Origin of the sequence: Pseudooceanicola lipolyticus, assembly GCF_002786325.1 — a bacterium.
GTDB lineage: Bacteria > Pseudomonadota > Alphaproteobacteria > Rhodobacterales > Rhodobacteraceae > Pseudooceanicola_C > Pseudooceanicola_C lipolyticus.
On record NZ_PGTB01000032.1, the window covers coordinates 1 to 15,872 of the forward strand.

General features: G+C 68.0%; 15 protein-coding genes. 3 read left to right on the forward strand and 12 right to left on the reverse strand.

Features of this window, described 5'->3' with window-relative positions; genetic code table 11:
* From CVM52_RS27960 to CVM52_RS10470, 5 genes are all read right to left on the reverse strand, one after another.
* Positions 1 to 140, reverse strand: a 140-nt coding sequence (locus CVM52_RS27960; protein ID WP_172720977.1) for a histidine phosphatase family protein, incomplete at its 3' end; no start/stop codon positions are given.
* A 23-nt stretch (positions 141 to 163) separates the two neighbouring features.
* Entirely contained in the window at positions 164 to 1,249 is a 1,086-nt protein-coding gene (locus tag CVM52_RS10455) for an MBL fold metallo-hydrolase (protein ID WP_205964933.1), read from the reverse strand.
* Positions 1,242 to 2,318, reverse strand: a complete 1,077-nt coding sequence (locus tag CVM52_RS10460; RefSeq protein WP_100162456.1) for an ABC transporter ATP-binding protein — start codon at positions 2,316 to 2,318, stop codon at positions 1,242 to 1,244. Before CVM52_RS10460 ends, CVM52_RS10455 begins: the two co-directional genes overlap by 8 nt.
* Positions 2,306 to 4,012, reverse strand: coding sequence for an ABC transporter permease (locus CVM52_RS10465; RefSeq protein ID WP_100162457.1), 1,707 nt, complete (start codon positions 4,010 to 4,012; stop codon positions 2,306 to 2,308). Before CVM52_RS10465 ends, CVM52_RS10460 begins: the two co-directional genes overlap by 13 nt.
* The gene (locus tag CVM52_RS10470) at positions 4,009 to 4,980 is read right to left on the reverse strand and encodes an ABC transporter substrate-binding protein (RefSeq protein ID WP_100162458.1); all 972 of its coding nucleotides are present in this window, start codon (positions 4,978 to 4,980) and stop codon (positions 4,009 to 4,011) included. Before CVM52_RS10470 ends, CVM52_RS10465 begins: the two co-directional genes overlap by 4 nt.
* Positions 4,981 to 5,172: 192 nt before the next feature.
* Between CVM52_RS10470 and CVM52_RS10475 the strand changes: the two genes are divergently transcribed.
* From CVM52_RS10475 to CVM52_RS10485, 3 genes are all read left to right on the forward strand, one after another.
* Positions 5,173 to 5,940, forward strand: coding sequence for a DeoR/GlpR family DNA-binding transcription regulator (locus CVM52_RS10475; RefSeq protein WP_100162459.1), 768 nt, complete (start codon positions 5,173 to 5,175; stop codon positions 5,938 to 5,940).
* Between the two features lie 180 nt (positions 5,941 to 6,120).
* The gene (locus CVM52_RS10480) at positions 6,121 to 7,092 is read left to right on the forward strand and encodes an NAD(P)-dependent oxidoreductase (RefSeq protein ID WP_100162460.1); all 972 of its coding nucleotides are present in this window, start codon (positions 6,121 to 6,123) and stop codon (positions 7,090 to 7,092) included.
* A 2-nt stretch (positions 7,093 to 7,094) separates the two neighbouring features.
* Positions 7,095 to 9,401, forward strand: a complete 2,307-nt coding sequence (locus CVM52_RS10485) for a molybdopterin-dependent oxidoreductase (protein ID WP_100162461.1) — start codon at positions 7,095 to 7,097, stop codon at positions 9,399 to 9,401.
* 9 nt (positions 9,402 to 9,410) lie between these two features.
* Here the strand turns inward: CVM52_RS10485 and CVM52_RS10490 are convergent, their stop codons facing one another.
* Genes CVM52_RS10490 through CVM52_RS10520 form a run of 7 tightly spaced genes read right to left on the reverse strand, consistent with a single transcriptional unit; the run spans position 9,411 to position 15,825 of the window.
* Positions 9,411 to 10,787, reverse strand: coding sequence for an amidase (locus CVM52_RS10490; RefSeq protein WP_100162462.1), 1,377 nt, complete (start codon positions 10,785 to 10,787; stop codon positions 9,411 to 9,413).
* A 20-nt stretch (positions 10,788 to 10,807) separates the two neighbouring features.
* Positions 10,808 to 11,545: an SDR family NAD(P)-dependent oxidoreductase gene (locus tag CVM52_RS10495; protein WP_100162463.1), complete on the reverse strand. Its 738-nt coding sequence runs from the start codon at positions 11,543 to 11,545 to the stop codon at positions 10,808 to 10,810.
* Positions 11,546 to 11,553: 8 nt separating this feature from the next.
* On the reverse strand, positions 11,554 to 12,285 hold the full coding sequence (locus CVM52_RS10500) for an SDR family NAD(P)-dependent oxidoreductase (protein ID WP_100162464.1): 732 nt from the start codon (positions 12,283 to 12,285) through the stop codon (positions 11,554 to 11,556).
* Positions 12,282 to 13,100, reverse strand: a complete 819-nt coding sequence (locus CVM52_RS10505) for a polysaccharide deacetylase family protein (RefSeq protein ID WP_100162465.1) — start codon at positions 13,098 to 13,100, stop codon at positions 12,282 to 12,284. Before CVM52_RS10505 ends, CVM52_RS10500 begins: the two co-directional genes overlap by 4 nt.
* Positions 13,101 to 13,124: 24 nt before the next feature.
* Positions 13,125 to 13,913, reverse strand: coding sequence for an ABC transporter permease (locus CVM52_RS10510; RefSeq protein ID WP_100162466.1), 789 nt, complete (start codon positions 13,911 to 13,913; stop codon positions 13,125 to 13,127).
* Entirely contained in the window at positions 13,910 to 14,767 is an 858-nt protein-coding gene (locus CVM52_RS10515) for an ABC transporter permease (protein ID WP_100162467.1), read from the reverse strand. Before CVM52_RS10515 ends, CVM52_RS10510 begins: the two co-directional genes overlap by 4 nt.
* Positions 14,764 to 15,825: an ABC transporter ATP-binding protein gene (locus CVM52_RS10520; protein ID WP_100162468.1), complete on the reverse strand. Its 1,062-nt coding sequence runs from the start codon at positions 15,823 to 15,825 to the stop codon at positions 14,764 to 14,766. Before CVM52_RS10520 ends, CVM52_RS10515 begins: the two co-directional genes overlap by 4 nt.
* Positions 15,826 to 15,872: the final 47 nt, after the last annotated feature.

The following is a 15,872-nucleotide window of genomic DNA, read 5'->3' on the forward strand; positions in this document are numbered from 1 at the left end:
GCGAACAGGGCGATCTCGCCGGGCCAGGGCCAGTCCGCCAGCCGCGCGGCGGCGGCGCGGCCCTCGGAGGTCAGCTGCGCCTCAAGCCGGCCGGCGATGATCTGGTCGCGATTGGCATCGGTCTGGCCATGGCGGATCATCACGAAGGCGCTGCGCTGCCGGATCACAGGCTGCACCTTTCGTGCAGCACCAGCTGGGCGTCAAAGCGGGGTTCCAGCAGGTAATCCTCGGGCCGGCTGGAGAACAGCGGCGCAAAGCGGCGCGCGCCAAGACGGCGGATCATTTCGATCTGGTCGCCCAGCGGCGGGTGCACGTTCCAGCGCAGGAAGCGCCCGCCCTGCGAGGCGATGGCGCGGGCATGGGCGGTCATATGGCCGGTGAACAGCACCACCGCGTCATGGCCCAGCCTTCCGGCATCGCGCCAGTCCTGCACCATCCGCCAGGACATGCCGGCATCGGCATTCGGCGTGTCGCAGACCAGGTACTGCGCCGCGGGGTCGAAAGGCTTGTTCAGCAACGGCGCCAGCTGGTCGGCGCCCTCGGCCAAGCTGCCGCTGAGCAGCGCCCCGGCCACGGCATCGCGGCAGGCCTCGTCGAAGGACACATCGCCGTGCCGGTAAAGGTGCAGCGCCAGTTCGCCGGCCCGCCCCGAGGGCGGCACCGGGAACAACAGCTGATGCCCGCGCAGTTGGCTGAGCGCGCGGTCCAGCGCGGTCTTGCGCGCCGCCTGGGTGACATCGTCCAGGTGATAAGAGGCGTCGATCATCGCGGTGGCCGCGCCGGGCGGGGTGTCGAAGGCGAACCAGTCGGATTCCTCGGACCAGTCGCCGGAATAGAAAAACCCGTCGCCCAGATCCAGGTGCATCCAGACCCCGCCAAGCGCGTGGCCGTTGCGCCCGGTGGTCACCCGAACCCCGGCAATTTCGGTGACACCGCGTTCGGGCAGGTCGTGCACCCGGGCGGCGGGCGGCAGCGCGCGGGCGGTCTGCGGGGTGCAATGGATCGGCAGGCCGGCGGCGATGGCATGGGCGGCGCCGCCGATATGGTCGATGTGATCATGGCTGATCAGCACCCGGTCGGCGCCGTCCAGCCAGGCCGGGACAAAGGGCGAGGTCGCCTCGGGGCCGACGCCGACATCGAGAATCCAGGTCTCGGTGCCGGTCCACAGCCGCAGGCAGGCCGGGCCCTTTTCGCCGAGGCCGGATTGCACTTCGATCCAGGGTTCGGCGGTTACGTCGGTGTCACGCATCTGCCAGTGCCCGCGCCATCAGGGTTTCGCCTTCGGGATCGTGAAACGCCCAGGGCTCGCGCAGGCTGAGGCCCAGGGTCTCGCCCACCTGCGCGCGCTGGGTCGAAAAGGCCGACAGTGTCTCGCCTTCGGCCTCGAGCGCCAGGCGGAACCGGCCGCCAAGATAGGTGCAGCCGCTCACCCGCGCGCGCAGCGGGGCGGAATCGGACAGGGTGATGTTTTCCGGCCGGAGGCTGACATAGTTCGGCGTCGGGGTTTCGGTGCGGGCGGTAACCTCCTGCCCAAGGACCTGCATGCGCAGGCGGCCTTGCCCGGCCTGGCCCATCGGGCGCGCGGCGATCACCGCGCCTTCGCCGACGAAGCCGGCGACAAAACAGTTGGACGGTTCGCGATACAGCAGTTCGGGCGGCGCAAATTGCCGGATGCGGCCGGATTCCATCACCGCGACACGGTCGGCCAGCGCCAGCGCCTCGCCCTGGTCATGGGTGACATAGACCATGGTCGCGCCGGTGCGCCGGTGGAACATGCGGAACACGTCCTGCATCGAGGCGCGCAACGCCAGGTCGAGATTGGCCAGCGGTTCGTCCAGCAGCACGGCGCGCGGCTCGAACACCAGGCAGCGGGCCAAGGCAACCCGCTGACGCTGGCCGCCTGACAGCTGCGCCGGCATCCGGTCGGCAAAGGCGGTCAGCCCGGTCAGGTTCAGCGCCTCGGCGACGCGCCTGTCGCGCTCGGCCCGGGGGCGGCGGCGCACTTCCAGCGGATAGGCGACATTGCCGGCCACCGTCTTGTGCGGCCAGAGCGCGTAGGACTGGAAGACGATGCCGATCTCGCGCTCTTCCGGCGGCACAAAGCGGGCGGGGTCGGCCATCACCGCGCCGCCCAGCGTGATGCTGCCGGCATCGGGCCGGTCGAACCCTGCGGTCAGCCGCAACAGCGTGGTCTTGCCGCAGCCCGAGGGGCCCAGCAGCGCGACGAACTCGCCCGCGCGGATCCCGGCGGTGATATCGTCCAGCGCCGGGGCGCCGCCAAAACTTTTGGTGACGCCGCTAAAGTTCAGCTCTGCCACGGGATGACTCCTTTCGGGAAATGTTTCGCACTGGCCTGCACCAGGCCCATCAGCAGCACGATCAGCAGGACGATGGACATCGCCAGCGCCGAGGCCATCACGGTTTCGCCGCTGTCTTCCAGGTTGTAGATCACCACGCCCAGGGTTTCGGTGCCCGAGGACCACAGCAGCGCGGAGACCGTGAGTTCGTTGACGGCGGTCAGGAACACCAGGATCGCCCCGGCCGCCGCCGAGGGCGCCGCCAGCGGCAGGACGATGGTACGCAGCCGCCGGCCCAGCCGGGCGCCGGTGCTGGCCGCCGCCTCTTCCATCGCCGGGTCCATCTGGCCGACGCTGGCCTGGATCGGGCGCAGCATCACCACGAAAAACCGCGCCAGGTAGGCCAGCAGGATGATCCAGATTGTGCCGTACAGCGTCAGGTCGGTGAAGGGCAGGTTGATGAAGGCCAGGATGCAGGCGATCGACAGCACCACGCCGGGCAGCGCATAGGGCAGATCGATCAGCGCGTCGAGCGCGCGGCTGATCCGGCTGGGCCGGCGCTCCATCAGCCAGGCCAGCGGCAGGCAGACCGCCATCAGCAGCGCCGCCGCAAGGCTGGCCAGCATCAGCGAATTGGCATAGGCGCGGGTGGTCACCGGCTGGACGAACAGCACCTCGCGCCAGGCTTTCAGCGTTGCGGTGTCAAAGGACAGCCTGGCGCCATAGGCCGGGATCAGCGAGGTGACCAGAAGCGCCACCAGCGGCAGCACCAGGATCGCCGCGATAAACAGCCACAGGGCGATCTCGGCCGGGGTGCGGAACCGGCCCAGCGTCAGCGCCAGCGGGGTGCCGGACAGGCCGACCAGGCCATAGCCGCCGCGCGACAGTACGAAGCGGGACAGCAGAACCCCGGCAATGGCCACCGCGCCGATCAGCAGCGACAGCACCGCGACCTCGGGCAGCACGCTGGGCCCCAGGCCGACCAGGCGTTGGTAGATCAGCGTCGGCAGCGTCGAATAGCCGGCGGGAATGCCCAGCATCGCCGGAATGCCGAAATTGCCCAGGGCGGTCACAAAGGCCATCGCCGCCCCGGCGATCAGCGACGGCAGCGACAGCGGCAGCACGATCTGGGCCCAGACCCGAACGGTGCCGGCGCCGGACATGCGCGCCGCCTCGACCAGATCGGCGGGGATCATCCGCAGCCCGGCGCGCAGGGTCAGGAACACCAGCGAGGCATGCTGGATGCCCAGCAGCAGGATGATGCCACCGGGGGAATAAAACGGTTGCGGGCTGCCCAGCGGCGGCGCCAGGCCGATCATCTTCAACAGCACCGAGGATGGTCCGGCCATCTGCATCCAGGCCAGCGCGGTGATCTGCGGCGGGATCATCATCGGCACCATCAGGCAGAACACCAGCGCGCCCTTGCCGCGAATATCAGTGAGGGCCACCAGGAAGGCGAAACTGGCGCCGATCAATACGGAAATCACCGTGCCCCCGACGGCAGTTATCAGCGAATGGGTCAGCGCGGTTGCGGTGCTGTCGCGGGTCAGAACGGTGCTCAGATGCTCGGTCGTAATGCCCTCGCCAAAGCCGATCCCTTCCAGCAACAGGCGCAGCACCGGCCCCAGCGCGATCAGCGCGACGGGAACCAGGATCAACGGCAACAGCCGGTCCGCGGACCGGCTGCCACCGAGGCGAGGCGAGGCCACGCTCATTCGACGCCGAAGATCTCGGCGAAACGGTTCTTGTTGGCCTCGGTATCGGCCAGCGCCTTGGCCGGGTCGAAGTTCATCAGGGTGATCTCGTCACGCGAGGGGAAGCCTTCGGGGCTGGGCATACCGTTGCGGGCCGGGATATAGCCCATCTCGACGACCAGTTGCTGGCCGGCTTCGCTGAGCAGGAAGTCGACGAATTTCTGCGCCGCGTCCATGTTGTCGGCGGTGGACAGGATGGCAACCGGCTCGGTCACATAGGACACGCCCTCTTCGGGGAACACGAACTCGACCGGCGAGCCTTCGGCCTTGGCGCGCAGCGCCATGAAGTCGACCAGCACGCCATAGGGCTTTTCGCCCGAGGCGACGGCCTTGAAGGTGCCGCCATTGCCGCCCTCGGCCTGGGTCTTGTTGCCGGCGAGGTCGACATAATAATCCCAGCCCAGACCGTCGGTTTCGGTCAGGGTGGCCAGGTGGATCAGCGCGGCGCCGGAATAGAGCGGCGACGGCATCGCGACAAGGCCGGCCATCTCGGGCTTGGCCAGGTCGGCCCAGGAGGTCGGCACGCTGTCGGCGCCGGTGTTGTAGACGATGCCGGTGGTGATCAGCTTGGTCGAGTGATAGTAGCCCTCGGCGCTGTACAGCGCGCTGTCATAGGCGGCGCTTTCGGGCGAGGCATAGGCGGCCAGGTGCCCGGCCTGCGCCATGCCTTCTAGCGTCACGGTGTCGGCGATCAGCAGCACGTCGGGCTGGGCGGCGCCGGCTTCGATCTCGGCGGTCAGGCGCGCCATCAGCTTGGTGGTGCCGTCGCGCACCCAGTCCACTTCGATTCCGGGGTTTGCGGCCATAAAGGCATCAACGGTTTTCTGCGCGTCGGCATTGGGTTGCGAGGTGTACAGAGTCAGTGTTTCGGCGGCGGCCAGCGTCGGCAGGGCCAGCGCGCAGACGGTGGCAAGAAGGGTACGGGGCATGGGGCTCTCCAGCGTGAGATGAGTTTTCGTCCGAAAGCGGGAATCTTCCTGTCGCCCTTGGACAACGCCCCTCTAGAGGCGCGGCGTGACAGCCATGTGACACTGGAAAAATTCATGGGGAGAAACACAAACCTGTAATATTCTGCGCCTAGGACAAGCGCCAAGAACATCGCAACGAAGGTTCGAACGAAAATGACACAAACTGAAACGGCCCGGCGGCGCGACCGGATTGTGAACCTTCTGTCCACCTATGGAGAGCTGTCGGCCACGGCGCTGTCGGACATGCTCGGGGTGACGGTGCAGACGCTGCGCTCGGATCTGCGGGCGCTGGACGATGCGCGCGTGGTGCGGCGCCGTCACGGCGGTGCCATGCTGGCCAGTGCGACGGAAAATATCAGCTATCAGCCGCGCCTTGCGGTGTCGAGGGACGAAAAGGACCGGATCGGCACCGCGGTGGCCGGCCTGATCCCCGACGGCGCCTCGCTGGCGCTGGGGACCGGCACCACGGTCGAGGCGGTGGCCCGGTCGCTGACCGGGCATGCGCGGCTGACGGTGGCAACCAACAACATCCACGCGGTGCTGGCGCTGCGGTCGGCGCAGGACATTTCGCTGCTGCTGGCCGGCGGCAAGGTGCGGCTGCGCGACCTGGATCTGATCGGCGCCGAAAGCGCCGAGTTCTTCGCCGGCTTGCGTCTGGAATACACCATCTTCAGCGTCGGCGGCCTGTCGCCCGCGGGCGACCTGCTGGATTTCAACCTGGACGAGATCCGCGCCCGCAAGGCCATTGCCGCCGCCGGGCAGCAGCGGATCCTGGTGATCGACCACGCCAAGATCGGCCGCCCGGCACCGCATGCCTGGGGCAGGCTGCAGGAGATCGACCTGGTGGTTTGCGGCGGCACCCTGCCGCCAGAGCTGAAGGCGGATGCCACTGCCCGGGGCGCGCAGGTGATCGAAGTTTAGGCCGGGCCGGCGGCGCCAATCACGACATTTGCAAGAAATCAGCCTGAGAAAGCCGAGGTCTGGCCGGGTTTCGGGCAGTCGGGGCTTGGCCGCGCGGGCGGTGCGGCTATGATCGCGGCCGATCCTCAGCCCGATCGCTCGGGCTGAACCCGTTCTTCAACTATCCAATGGCCTTCCCGAATGACGACAGCACCCTCCCTGAAACCTCTGCGTATCGCCAACCATCTGGGCCCCGAAATCAGCGCGGTGCTTGCCGCGCATCCTTCGGCGCCCGAGGTTGTGGATTTCTACAAGGGGCACCCGGTCTGGGACCTGCCGGACGGTATCGATGCCTTGGTGACCGGAGCGCATTTGTGGAAAGGCGCGCCCGAGGGCGTGTCGATTCCCAAAAGTCTGCGCTGGGTGCAAAGCGTTTCCGCCGGGGTCGAGACCTACCCCCCGTCGCTTCTGGCAGACCGGGTGGTGACCTGCGGGCGCGGCCTGACCGCCGTGCCGATCGCCGAATATGTCCTGTCGGCCATCGTGCATGACCGCAAGCCATTTGCCCCGCTGGTGGTGCAGGACAGCGGGTGGGGCAGCTTCAAGGAGGGCGATGGCCTGCCGCTGCTGGCGGGGCAGACCGTGGGCCTTGTTGGCTTTGGCGCGATCAACCAGGAGGTCGCGAAACGCGCGCGGGCCTTTGACATGCGGGTGCTGGCCACCCGGCGCGGCGCATGGTCCGGCGCATCCGGGGGCGTGGAGCCGCGCCCGGATGCCGCGGCGGTGGCGGCCGAGTCCGATTATCTGGTGGTGGCGGTGCCCTCGACGCCGCAAACCCGCGGCATGATCGGCGCCGAGTTGTTTGCCGCCGCGCGCGAGGGCCTGCACCTGATCAACGTGGCGCGCGGCGCGCTGGTGGATCAGGAGGCGCTGCTGCAGGCGCTGAAATCCGGGCGGCTGCGCCGCGCCACGCTGGATGTGACCGACCCCGAGCCGCTGCCCGATGGCCATCCGCTGTATCACCATCCCGCGGTCACCATCACGCCGCATATCTCGTGGAAGGACGGCAACGGTATGGCGCCGTTCAAGGACCAGCTGCTGAGAAATCTCGACGCCTGGCTGGCGGGAGGGCGCGACATGATCAACCGGGTCGATCCGGAACGCGGGTACTGAAGATGCCGGCCACGCGCTATACCATGTCGCATTGGGGCACCTACGAAATTCACCAGGGCCGACGCGGACCGCGCCTGAAGGGGCTGGAGGCCGACCCGGATCCCAGCCCGATCGGTCTGCACATGCTGGCGCCGGAAATCGCCGCCAGCCGTGTCCGGCGCCCGGCGATCCGCCAGAGCTGGCTGGAGCAGGGCCCCGGCGCGCGCCCCGACCTGCGCGGCCGCGAGGCCTTTGTCGAGGTCGACTGGGACACCGCCTTTGCCCTGGTCGGGAATGAGTTGGACCGGGTGCGGCGCGACCATGGCAACGCGGCAATCTTTGGCGGCTCCTATGGCTGGGCCTCGGCCGGCAGGTTCCATCACGCGCAGAGCCAGCTGCACCGGTTTCTGAACACGATCGGCGGTTATGTCGCCCATCGCGACAGCTATTCGCTGGCGGCGGCCAGCGTGCTGTTGCCGCATGTCGTGGCGCCGATGCACTGGCTGATGACCCATCACAACAGCTGGGACGATCTGGCGGAAAACTGCGATCTTTTCCTGACCTTCGGCGGGGTTCCGGCGAAAAACGCCCAGGTCAGCCAATCCGGGGTTGGGCGGCACCACCTGCGCGCGGGGCTTCGGCAGATGGCGTCGGCGGGGGTCGAGTTTGTCAATGTCTCGCCGGTGGCGTCGAACCTGGAAACCGGCGGCCCGGTGGACTGGATCCCGGTGCGCCCCGGTGGGGACACCGCGCTGATGCTGGCGCTGGCCCATGAATTGCACCGGCTGGGCGCGCATGACACCGCGTTCCTGCAACGTTACTGCACCGGCTGGGAGCGGTTCGAACCCTATCTCACCGGCGCGGCCGACGGCACGCCCAAGACCGCCGATTGGGCGGCGCCGCTGTGTGCGGTGCCGGCCGATCGCATCCGCGCGCTGGCGGCGCGGATGGTGGGCAAGCGGGTGATGATCAACAGCGCCTGGGCGCTGCAGCGCGCCCAACATGGCGAACAGCCGTTCTGGATGGTGGTGACACTGGCCGCGATGCTGGGCCAGATCGGGTTGCCCGGCGGCGGCTTTGGCGTCGGCTATGGCGCCGAAAACATGCTGGGCAGTCCGCACGCCCAGCTGAAAGGCCCCAGCCTGCCGCAGGGCCGCAACCCGGTTTCTGCCTTCATCCCGGTGGCGCGCATTGCCGATATGCTGCTGAATCCCGGGGCCGCGTTCCGCTATGACGGGGCCGAGTACCGCTATCCCGATATCCGGCTGATCTATTGGGCCGGTGGCAACCCCTATCATCACCACCAGGATCTGGCGCGGCTGGAACGGGCCTGGCAAAAGCCCGATACCATCATCGTGCATGAACAGGCCTGGACCGCAACCGCGCGCCGTGCCGATATCGTGCTGCCGGTCTCGATGAGCCACGAGCGCGCCGATATCGGCTATGCGACGCTGGATTCGGTGCTGGTGGCAACCCAGCCGGTCTGTCCTCCGGTGGGCGCGGCAAAAAGCGATTACGAGATCTTTTCCGGCATTGCCGCGCAGATGGGGGTGGCGGACCGGTTCACCGAGGGGCGCAGCACCGCCGAGTGGCTGCGGCATCTGTATGACGAACTGCGCCCGCATTGGGCCGAGGCCGGTATCGTGCTGCCGGATTATGACAGCTTCGTCGATCGCGGCCTGTTCGACCTGTCCGACCGGGCGCCGCACACACGGATCATGCTGTCCGAGTTCCGCGCCGACCCGCAGGCCAACCCCCTGTCCACCCCGTCGGGCCGCATCGAGATTTTTTCCGAGACCATCGCGGCGATGGACCTGCACGATTGCAAGGGGCATCCGATGTGGCTTGCGCCGCGCGAATGGCTGGGCGGCGGCGATCAGACCTATCCGCTGCACCTGATCTCGGATCAGCCGGAACGCCGCCTGCACAGCCAGCTGGACCCGTCCCCACACAGCCGGGGTGGCAAGATCGCCGGCCGCGAGGCCGCCGCGTTGCACCCGGACGAGGCGGCCCGGCGCGGGCTGGTGCACGGCCAGGTGGTCGAGGTGTTCAACGCGCGCGGCCGCTGCCTGGCCGGGCTGTCGATCGATCCCGGCGTGGCGCCGGGATGCTTGCGGCTGGCCACCGGAGCCTGGTTCGACCCCGATCCGGAAACCGGGCTGGAGCGGCACGGCAATCCCAACGTGCTGACGGCGGATGTGCCCGCCTCGGAGCTGAGCCAGGGCTGCAGCGCGCATAGCTGTCTTGTCGATCTGCGGGCAGCGCAGGACCTATCGCCGGTCAAAGCGTTCGATGGGCCGGAATTTGCAACCGCACCTGCGCCCGGCTAACCTGGGCGCCTAGCCCCGCAGTAACGCCTCGACCAGGCCGGCGACGTCCAGGATCATCCGGTCGGCATACCAGCCGCCCATGATCTGTAACCCGATGGGCAGGCCCTCGGCGCTGTGGCCGCAGGGCATCGAGATCGCCGGGTGTCCGGTCAGGTTCAGCGGGTAGGTAAACGGATACCAGGCGCCGCGGATGGTGCCGCGATTGCCCGCGACCTCGACCTCGCCCGCGGTGTCCAGCGCGATCGGGATCGCCGGCGCGGTCAGCACCGGCGAGACGATGACATCGAAGCGGTCCAGCGCCTGCTGCAGCAGGCGGAAAAACCGCGTGCGCTCGTAACTCGCCGCCGAGAGCTGGTTCGCGTCCAGCCGCGCGCCTTCGTTGATGCGCACCAGCAGCGTCGAGTCGAGCGCATTGCCGTATTGCGCCAGATAGGGGCCGACCCGCGTGGAGAGGCCGGCGCGCAGCACGGTGAGGAAGCTCTCTTCCATTCCCTTGAAATCCAGGTCGATCTCTTCGACCTCGGCGCCCTCCGCCGCCATCGCCTCCACCGCGGCGCGGGTCGCCGCCGCGACCTCGGGATCGACCTGCGCGCCACCATGCGGCAGCCAGCCGACGCGCAGGCCGCGCAGCTCAGAGATCCGGGGTTCGGGGGGCAGCACCGCCTGCCCGTAGGGATCCATCCGGTCGAAACCAGCCATCGCTTTGAAGAACAGCGCGGTATCGGCTACGTCGCGTGCCATCGGGCCGACATAGGAATTGGCGCCGAACAGGTCGGGAAGCTGCAGGTGCGGGATCATGCCCAGCGTCGCCTTGAGCCCGACAATGCCGCAGCAGGCGGCGGGAATGCGGATCGATCCGCCGCCATCCGAGCCAATCGACAGCGGCCCCATCCCGGCCGCCACCGCCACCGCCGAGCCGCTGCTGGAGGCGCCGGGTGTCCGGTCCGGATGGGTCGGGTGCAGGGTGCGCCCCGATACCGGCGAGGTCGCTTCGGGCTTGTGCCCGAATTCCGGCGTGGTGGTCTTGCCGATCATGATGCCGCCGGCGGCGCGGGCCCGGGCGACCGACACCGCATCTTCGGGCGGGACGAACTGTTCGAAGATCTTCGAGCCCTGGGTGGTGCGCACCCCGGCGGTGTTCACCAGATCCTTGACCGAGAAGGGCACGCCATGCAGCGGCCCCACGTCATCGCCGCGCCTGACCGCCGCCTCGGCCGCCTGCGCCTCGATGCGGGCGCGTTCGGCACTGACGGTGACAAAGGCGTTGAGCTCGGCGCGTTCCTCGATCCGCTGCAGGACGGCCTCGACCGCCTCGACCGGGGAAATCCGGCGCGCGGCAATCTCGGCCGCCAGGGCCACGGCGCTCAGGTCGGCAATCTCGGTCACGGCAGGTCCTTTCGGTTGTCTCAGATCATGTTGCGGCCGCCATTGATGGCGATGGTCTGGCCGGTGATGAACCGGGCCTCGTCCGAGGCCAGATAGGCCACCAGCCCGCCGACCTCGGCCGGGGTGGCGATGAATCCGGCAGGGGTGGCGGCGACCAGCGCGTCAAGGGTGGCGCGCGGGATGTGATTATGTGCCTCGGTGGCGATGGCGCCGGGGCAGACCGCGTTCACCGTTACCCGGTGCGGCGCCAGCTCCTGCGCCAGTGCGCGGGTAAAGCCGATAATCCCCATCTTGGCGGCGGCGTAATCGGCCAGGCGCAGATCGCCGGACAGCGCCGCGTCGCTGGACATGTTGATGATGCGGCCGCTGCCGCGCGCGCGCATCCCCGGCGCGATCCGGCGGCAGGCGCGCATGGTCGCGATCAGGTTGATCTCGGTGACAAAGCGCCAGACCTCTTCCTCGCTGTCGCAGAACAGCCCGGCGCGTTCGCGCCCGCTTTGCCCCAGATTGTTGAACAGGATGTCAACCGGACCGAACGCGGACTCGGCCTTGGCCAGCGCGGCGGCCAGCGCGGCGCCGTCGGTGCCGTCGAATTCCAGCGACAGCCAGCCCGCCGCCGCCTCGTCGGGGCGTTCGGCGCGGTTCAGGTCGAACACCGCGACGCTGGCGCCTTCCGCCGCCAGCCGCGTGGCGGTGGCCAGGCCGATGCCGCCGGCCCCGCCGGTGACAATTGCCGTCTTTCCCGTGAACCGCTGCATCTTAGACCTCAGTGAAAGCTGCGCCCGCCATCGACCGCGAGGGCGACGCCGGTGATGTACGAGGCGGCGGGGCTGGCCAGGAAGACAATCGCCTCGGCCAGTTCATCGGGTTCGGCCACCCGTTTCAGCGGATAGCGTTGCCGGATCTCGTTCAGCCGCGCGGCCGGATCCGCAGCCTCTTGGTACGAGGTAGCAAACAGCGCGGTCTGCACCGCGCCGGGGCAGACCGCGTTGACCCGGATCCGTTCGTCGGCCCAATCCAGCGCCAGCGATTTCGACAGCATGATCAGCCCCGCCTTGGACGAGGTATAGGCGGCCCGGTCGGGGATCGGCCGCAGCCCGGCGGCCGAGGCGATGTTGACGATCGCGGCGTGTTCGGACCGGGCCAGCCAGGGGTAGGCCGCCCGCGCCGCCCGCATCGGGCCGGTCAGGTTGACCTCCAGCACCTGGTTCCATGCCTCATCCGGCACGCTTTCGCTGGGCGCCTCCAGGTCGATGCCGGCGCTGTTGACCAGGATGTCCAGCCCGCCCAGGGCCGCGGCCGCGTCGCCGATGGCGGCGGTCAGCCCGGCGGCATCGGTCAGGTCGGCGATAAACTCCAGCGCCGCGCCCTGCGGGCAGGGGCTGCGGTCGATCACCGCGACCCTGGCGCCCTGGGTCATCAGCTTTTGCGCGGTGGCCCAGCCGATGCCGGCGGCACCGCCGGTAACAATGGCCTTCAGCCCGGCCAGCCCGGTCATGCCGCAACCTTCAGCCGCGGCGCCATATCCGCGGCGATCTGGTCGCAGCGGCCGATCCACACCTTGTCGTGTTTCAGGATGTGCTGGATGAACCGGTCTAGCAGGATGGCGCCCGAGGGCTGGCCGATGAATTCGGGATGGCAGGCCAGGACCATCATCCGGTCCTCGGCATAAAGCGTGTCGAATTCCCAGCTCCAGGTGTCCAGCACCTGCGGCGGCGAGGTGATGGTGCGGCCCGGCAGGATCTTGGCGAACTGGAAATAGGGGCTGTCGGTGTTGATATAGCGGAACGGCAGTTCGACACAGTCGATCTGTTCGCCGCGCACCTTCAGCATATAGGGTGCATCGTCGTCGAAGAAGTTCGAGGAATAGGCAAAGCCGTATTCCTTGATCAGGTCCATCGTCACATCCGTCACCTCGGCGGCGGGCGAGCGCCAGCCGCGCGGTGCCTGCCCGGTGGCCTTGATGATCGCCTGCTGCGCCAGTTCCATCTCTTCGCGCTCTTCCTCGGGGGAGAGGGTCACGATCCAGCGATGCGTGTGGCTGTGATGGGCGATCTCGTGGCCCTCTTTCAGCAGCGCCTCGATCACCTCGGGATGGGCTTCGACCACCAGGCCGGGCACGAAGAAGGTGGACTTGATGTCATAGCGGCGCAGCACGTCCATCACCCGCCAGACGCCGCGTTTCCAGCCATAGGCGCCCTGGCTCATCAGGATCGGGCGCGTGTGCGCCTCGGGGTCGCGGGCGGTCCACATCGTCTCGCAGTCGAGATCGAAGGTCAGCATCATCGGGAAGCCGTGGGAGGAGAAGCTCATGGGAGGGGTTCCAGTTTGCCTGTGTCAGAAAAAGCGCGAGAACGAGACCCATTTCTGCGCGAGGATCAGGGCGATGGCGGTGCCCGCCACCAGCAGCGTCGAGGCCGCGGCGATCGACGGATCGACGCCATGTTCGACCGAGGCGAAGATCTTCACCGGCAGGGTCGACTGGCGCGGGGTCAGAAGAAAGATGGTCACCGGCACGTTGTCCAGCGAGGTGACGAAGGAGAAAATTGCCCCTGCCACCAGACCGGGTTTGAGCAGTGGCAGCGTCACCAGCCGGAAGGCGGTAAAGCCCGAGGCGCCCAGCACATGCGCGGCCTCTTCGATCTGCGGGTTGATCCCGGTCAGCGACGACATCGCCGAGCGGACCACATAGGGTAAGGTGATCAGCGTATGCGCCAGCAGCAGCACGAAGGGCTGGCCGCGCAGGCCCAGCAGCGACACGTATTGCAGCAGCGCGACACCGATCACCACGGCGGGAAACACCAGCGGCGCCATCACCGCCGACAGGATCGCGTCGCGGAACGGCACCAGCCGGTGATGCAGCGCATAGCTGGCCGCGGTGCCCAGGATCAGAGACAGCGCGGTTGCTCCGGTTGCCAGCCACAGGCTGGTCCAGATCGCGCGCATATAGCGGGAATCGCTCAGCACGAAGTCGAACCAGCGCAGGGTCCAGCCCTGCGGCGGCACGGTGAGATAGCTGGTATCCGAGAACGAGGCGAGCACCACCACCACGGTCGGCGCGTTCATGTAAAGCAGGATCAGCACCGCCACCAGCGACAGCAGCCACGAGGGTTTGCGCGCGATCATGCGGTGATCCCCCGTGTCAGATAGGCCGCCACCCGGTTCGCCGACCAGATCAGCGCCAGCGCGATGAAGGTCAGCACAAAGGCCAGCGCCGCGCCCGCGGGCCAGTTCAGGTTGGTCATGAACTCGTCATAGATCTGGGTGGCCATCACCCGGTAGGTCGGCCCGCCCAGCATCCGGGGCGTCACCAGCGCCGAGATCGACAGCACGAACACCAGGATCGACCCGGTGATGATGCCGGGGCTGGCCAGCGGCACGGTGATGGTGAAAAACACCCGCATCCGCGAAGACCGCAGCGTCAACGCCGCCGCCTCGACATCGGTGGGGATGTTCTGCAGCGCCGGCACCAGCAGCAGCACCATGAACGGCAGATAGATCTGCACCAGCCCGATGATCACCCCGGTGAGGTTGAACATCAGGTCCAGCGGCTGGGCGATCAGCCCGGCAGTCAGCAGCGTCTCGTTGATCACGCCGCGCGGCGACAACAGCACCATCCAGCCGAACGAGCGCACCACGATGTTGCAGAGCAGCGGGAAGATCACCAGCAGGATCGCCAGCGTCTGCACCATCGGGCCGACCCGCAGGATGAACAGCGCCAGCGGAAAGCCGATGACCAGACATAACAGCGTCACCCCCAGCCCCAGCGCCAGGGTGCGCAGGATGATTTCCAGATAGAACCAGTCGCCCAGCACGCCGATATAGTTGGACAGGGTCCAGTCGGTGCCGATGCCCTGCATGCCGGAATAGTCCCGCAGGCTCAGCATTGCCATGATGACGGTGGGGGCCAGGAACCCGGCGAGGATCAGCACCGTCGCCGGGCCGATCAGGCCCGCCCCGGCCGAACGTCTGCGGGTCATGCCGCGCCCTCCTCGGGGGCGACGAACACCCGGTCCGCCGGGATCGTCAGCACCACGCCAGTGCCGGTGGGCAGATCGGCCTGGTTGCCGCGCGAGGGCACCCGCACCATCACCTCGGGCCCACCGGTCAGCGCCACGATATATTGCACCGAAGCGCCTTCGAAGATGCGCAGCACGATCTTGCCCGGCAGGCCCTGGGCCTGCCCTTCGGGCGCCAGTGCCAGGTCTTCCTGGCGCAGGGTGACGCGCACGCGGCTGCCCGCGCCCTGCGTGGCGCGGCTGCTGGGCAGGTGCAGCCCCGGCGCCAGTTCGACGGCGCCGTCGCAGAGCACGCCGCTCAGCTTGTTGGGGCTGCCGACAAAGCCCGAGACAAAGCCGTTGGCGGGGTTGAAATACACCTCTTCCGGGGTGGCGAACTGCTGGATATTGCCGCCCGACATCAGGCAGATCCGGTCGGACAGCGACATCGCCTCGTGCTGGTCATGGGTGACGAAGAGCGAGGTCAGCTTCAGCTCCGCTTGCAGGCGCTTGATCTCGATCTGCATCTCTTCGCGCAGCTGCGCGTCGAGGTTGGACAGCGGTTCGTCGAACAGCAGGATCGCCGGGCGCGGCGCGACCGAACGGGCCAGCGCCACGCGCTGTTGCTGGCCGCCCGACAGTTGCCGCGGAAACCTATCGGCCAGCGCGGCCAGCCGCACCTGGTCCAGCGCCTCGCCCACCCGCGTTTTCAGATCGGCGCCCTTGATGCCCTGGCGGCGCAGCCCGAAGGCGACATTCTCGAACACGGTCATATGCGGAAACAGCGCGTAGGACTGGAACACCAGCCCGACATTGCGCCGGTTTGCTGGCCGCGTTGTGACATCCTCGTCACCAAACAGGATTTGCCCGCCGGTGGGCTCCAGCAGCCCGGCGATCATCCGCAGGATCGTTGTCTTGCCGCAGCCCGATGGCCCCAGCAGCGACACAAGCTGTCCCGGTTCGACGTCCAGCGAGACCGCGTTGACGATGGTCGCGGTGTCATAGCGTTTGGTGAGGTTTCTGAGGGATAGGGATGTCACAGAGCTCTCCGTTTATGCGCGGGGGCCGGGCATGGCCTCTCGGGTCC

Bases quoted from the DNA above. Each gene is read 5' to 3' on its own strand.
- CVM52_RS10465 (WP_100162457.1), bottom strand. From the start codon at position 4,012: ATGAGCGTGGCCTCGCCTCGCCTCGGTGGCAGCCGGTCCGCGGACCGG.
- CVM52_RS10505 (WP_100162465.1), bottom strand. From the start codon at position 13,100: ATGAGCTTCTCCTCCCACGGCTTCCCGATGATGCTGACCTTCGATCTC.
- CVM52_RS10480 (WP_100162460.1), top strand. From the start codon at position 6,121: ATGACGACAGCACCCTCCCTGAAACCTCTGCGTATCGCCAACCATCTG.
- CVM52_RS10495 (WP_100162463.1), bottom strand. From the start codon at position 11,545: ATGCAGCGGTTCACGGGAAAGACGGCAATTGTCACCGGCGGGGCCGGC.
- CVM52_RS10510 (WP_100162466.1), bottom strand. From the start codon at position 13,913: ATGATCGCGCGCAAACCCTCGTGGCTGCTGTCGCTGGTGGCGGTGCTG.
- CVM52_RS10470 (WP_100162458.1), bottom strand. From the start codon at position 4,980: ATGCCCCGTACCCTTCTTGCCACCGTCTGCGCGCTGGCCCTGCCGACG.
- CVM52_RS10455 (WP_205964933.1), bottom strand. From the start codon at position 1,249: ATGCGTGACACCGACGTAACCGCCGAACCCTGGATCGAAGTGCAATCC.
- CVM52_RS10515 (WP_100162467.1), bottom strand. From the start codon at position 14,767: ATGACCCGCAGACGTTCGGCCGGGGCGGGCCTGATCGGCCCGGCGACG.
- CVM52_RS10485 (WP_100162461.1), top strand. From the start codon at position 7,095: ATGCCGGCCACGCGCTATACCATGTCGCATTGGGGCACCTACGAAATT.
- CVM52_RS10500 (WP_100162464.1), bottom strand. From the start codon at position 12,285: ATGACCGGGCTGGCCGGGCTGAAGGCCATTGTTACCGGCGGTGCCGCC.
- CVM52_RS10475 (WP_100162459.1), top strand. From the start codon at position 5,173: ATGACACAAACTGAAACGGCCCGGCGGCGCGACCGGATTGTGAACCTT.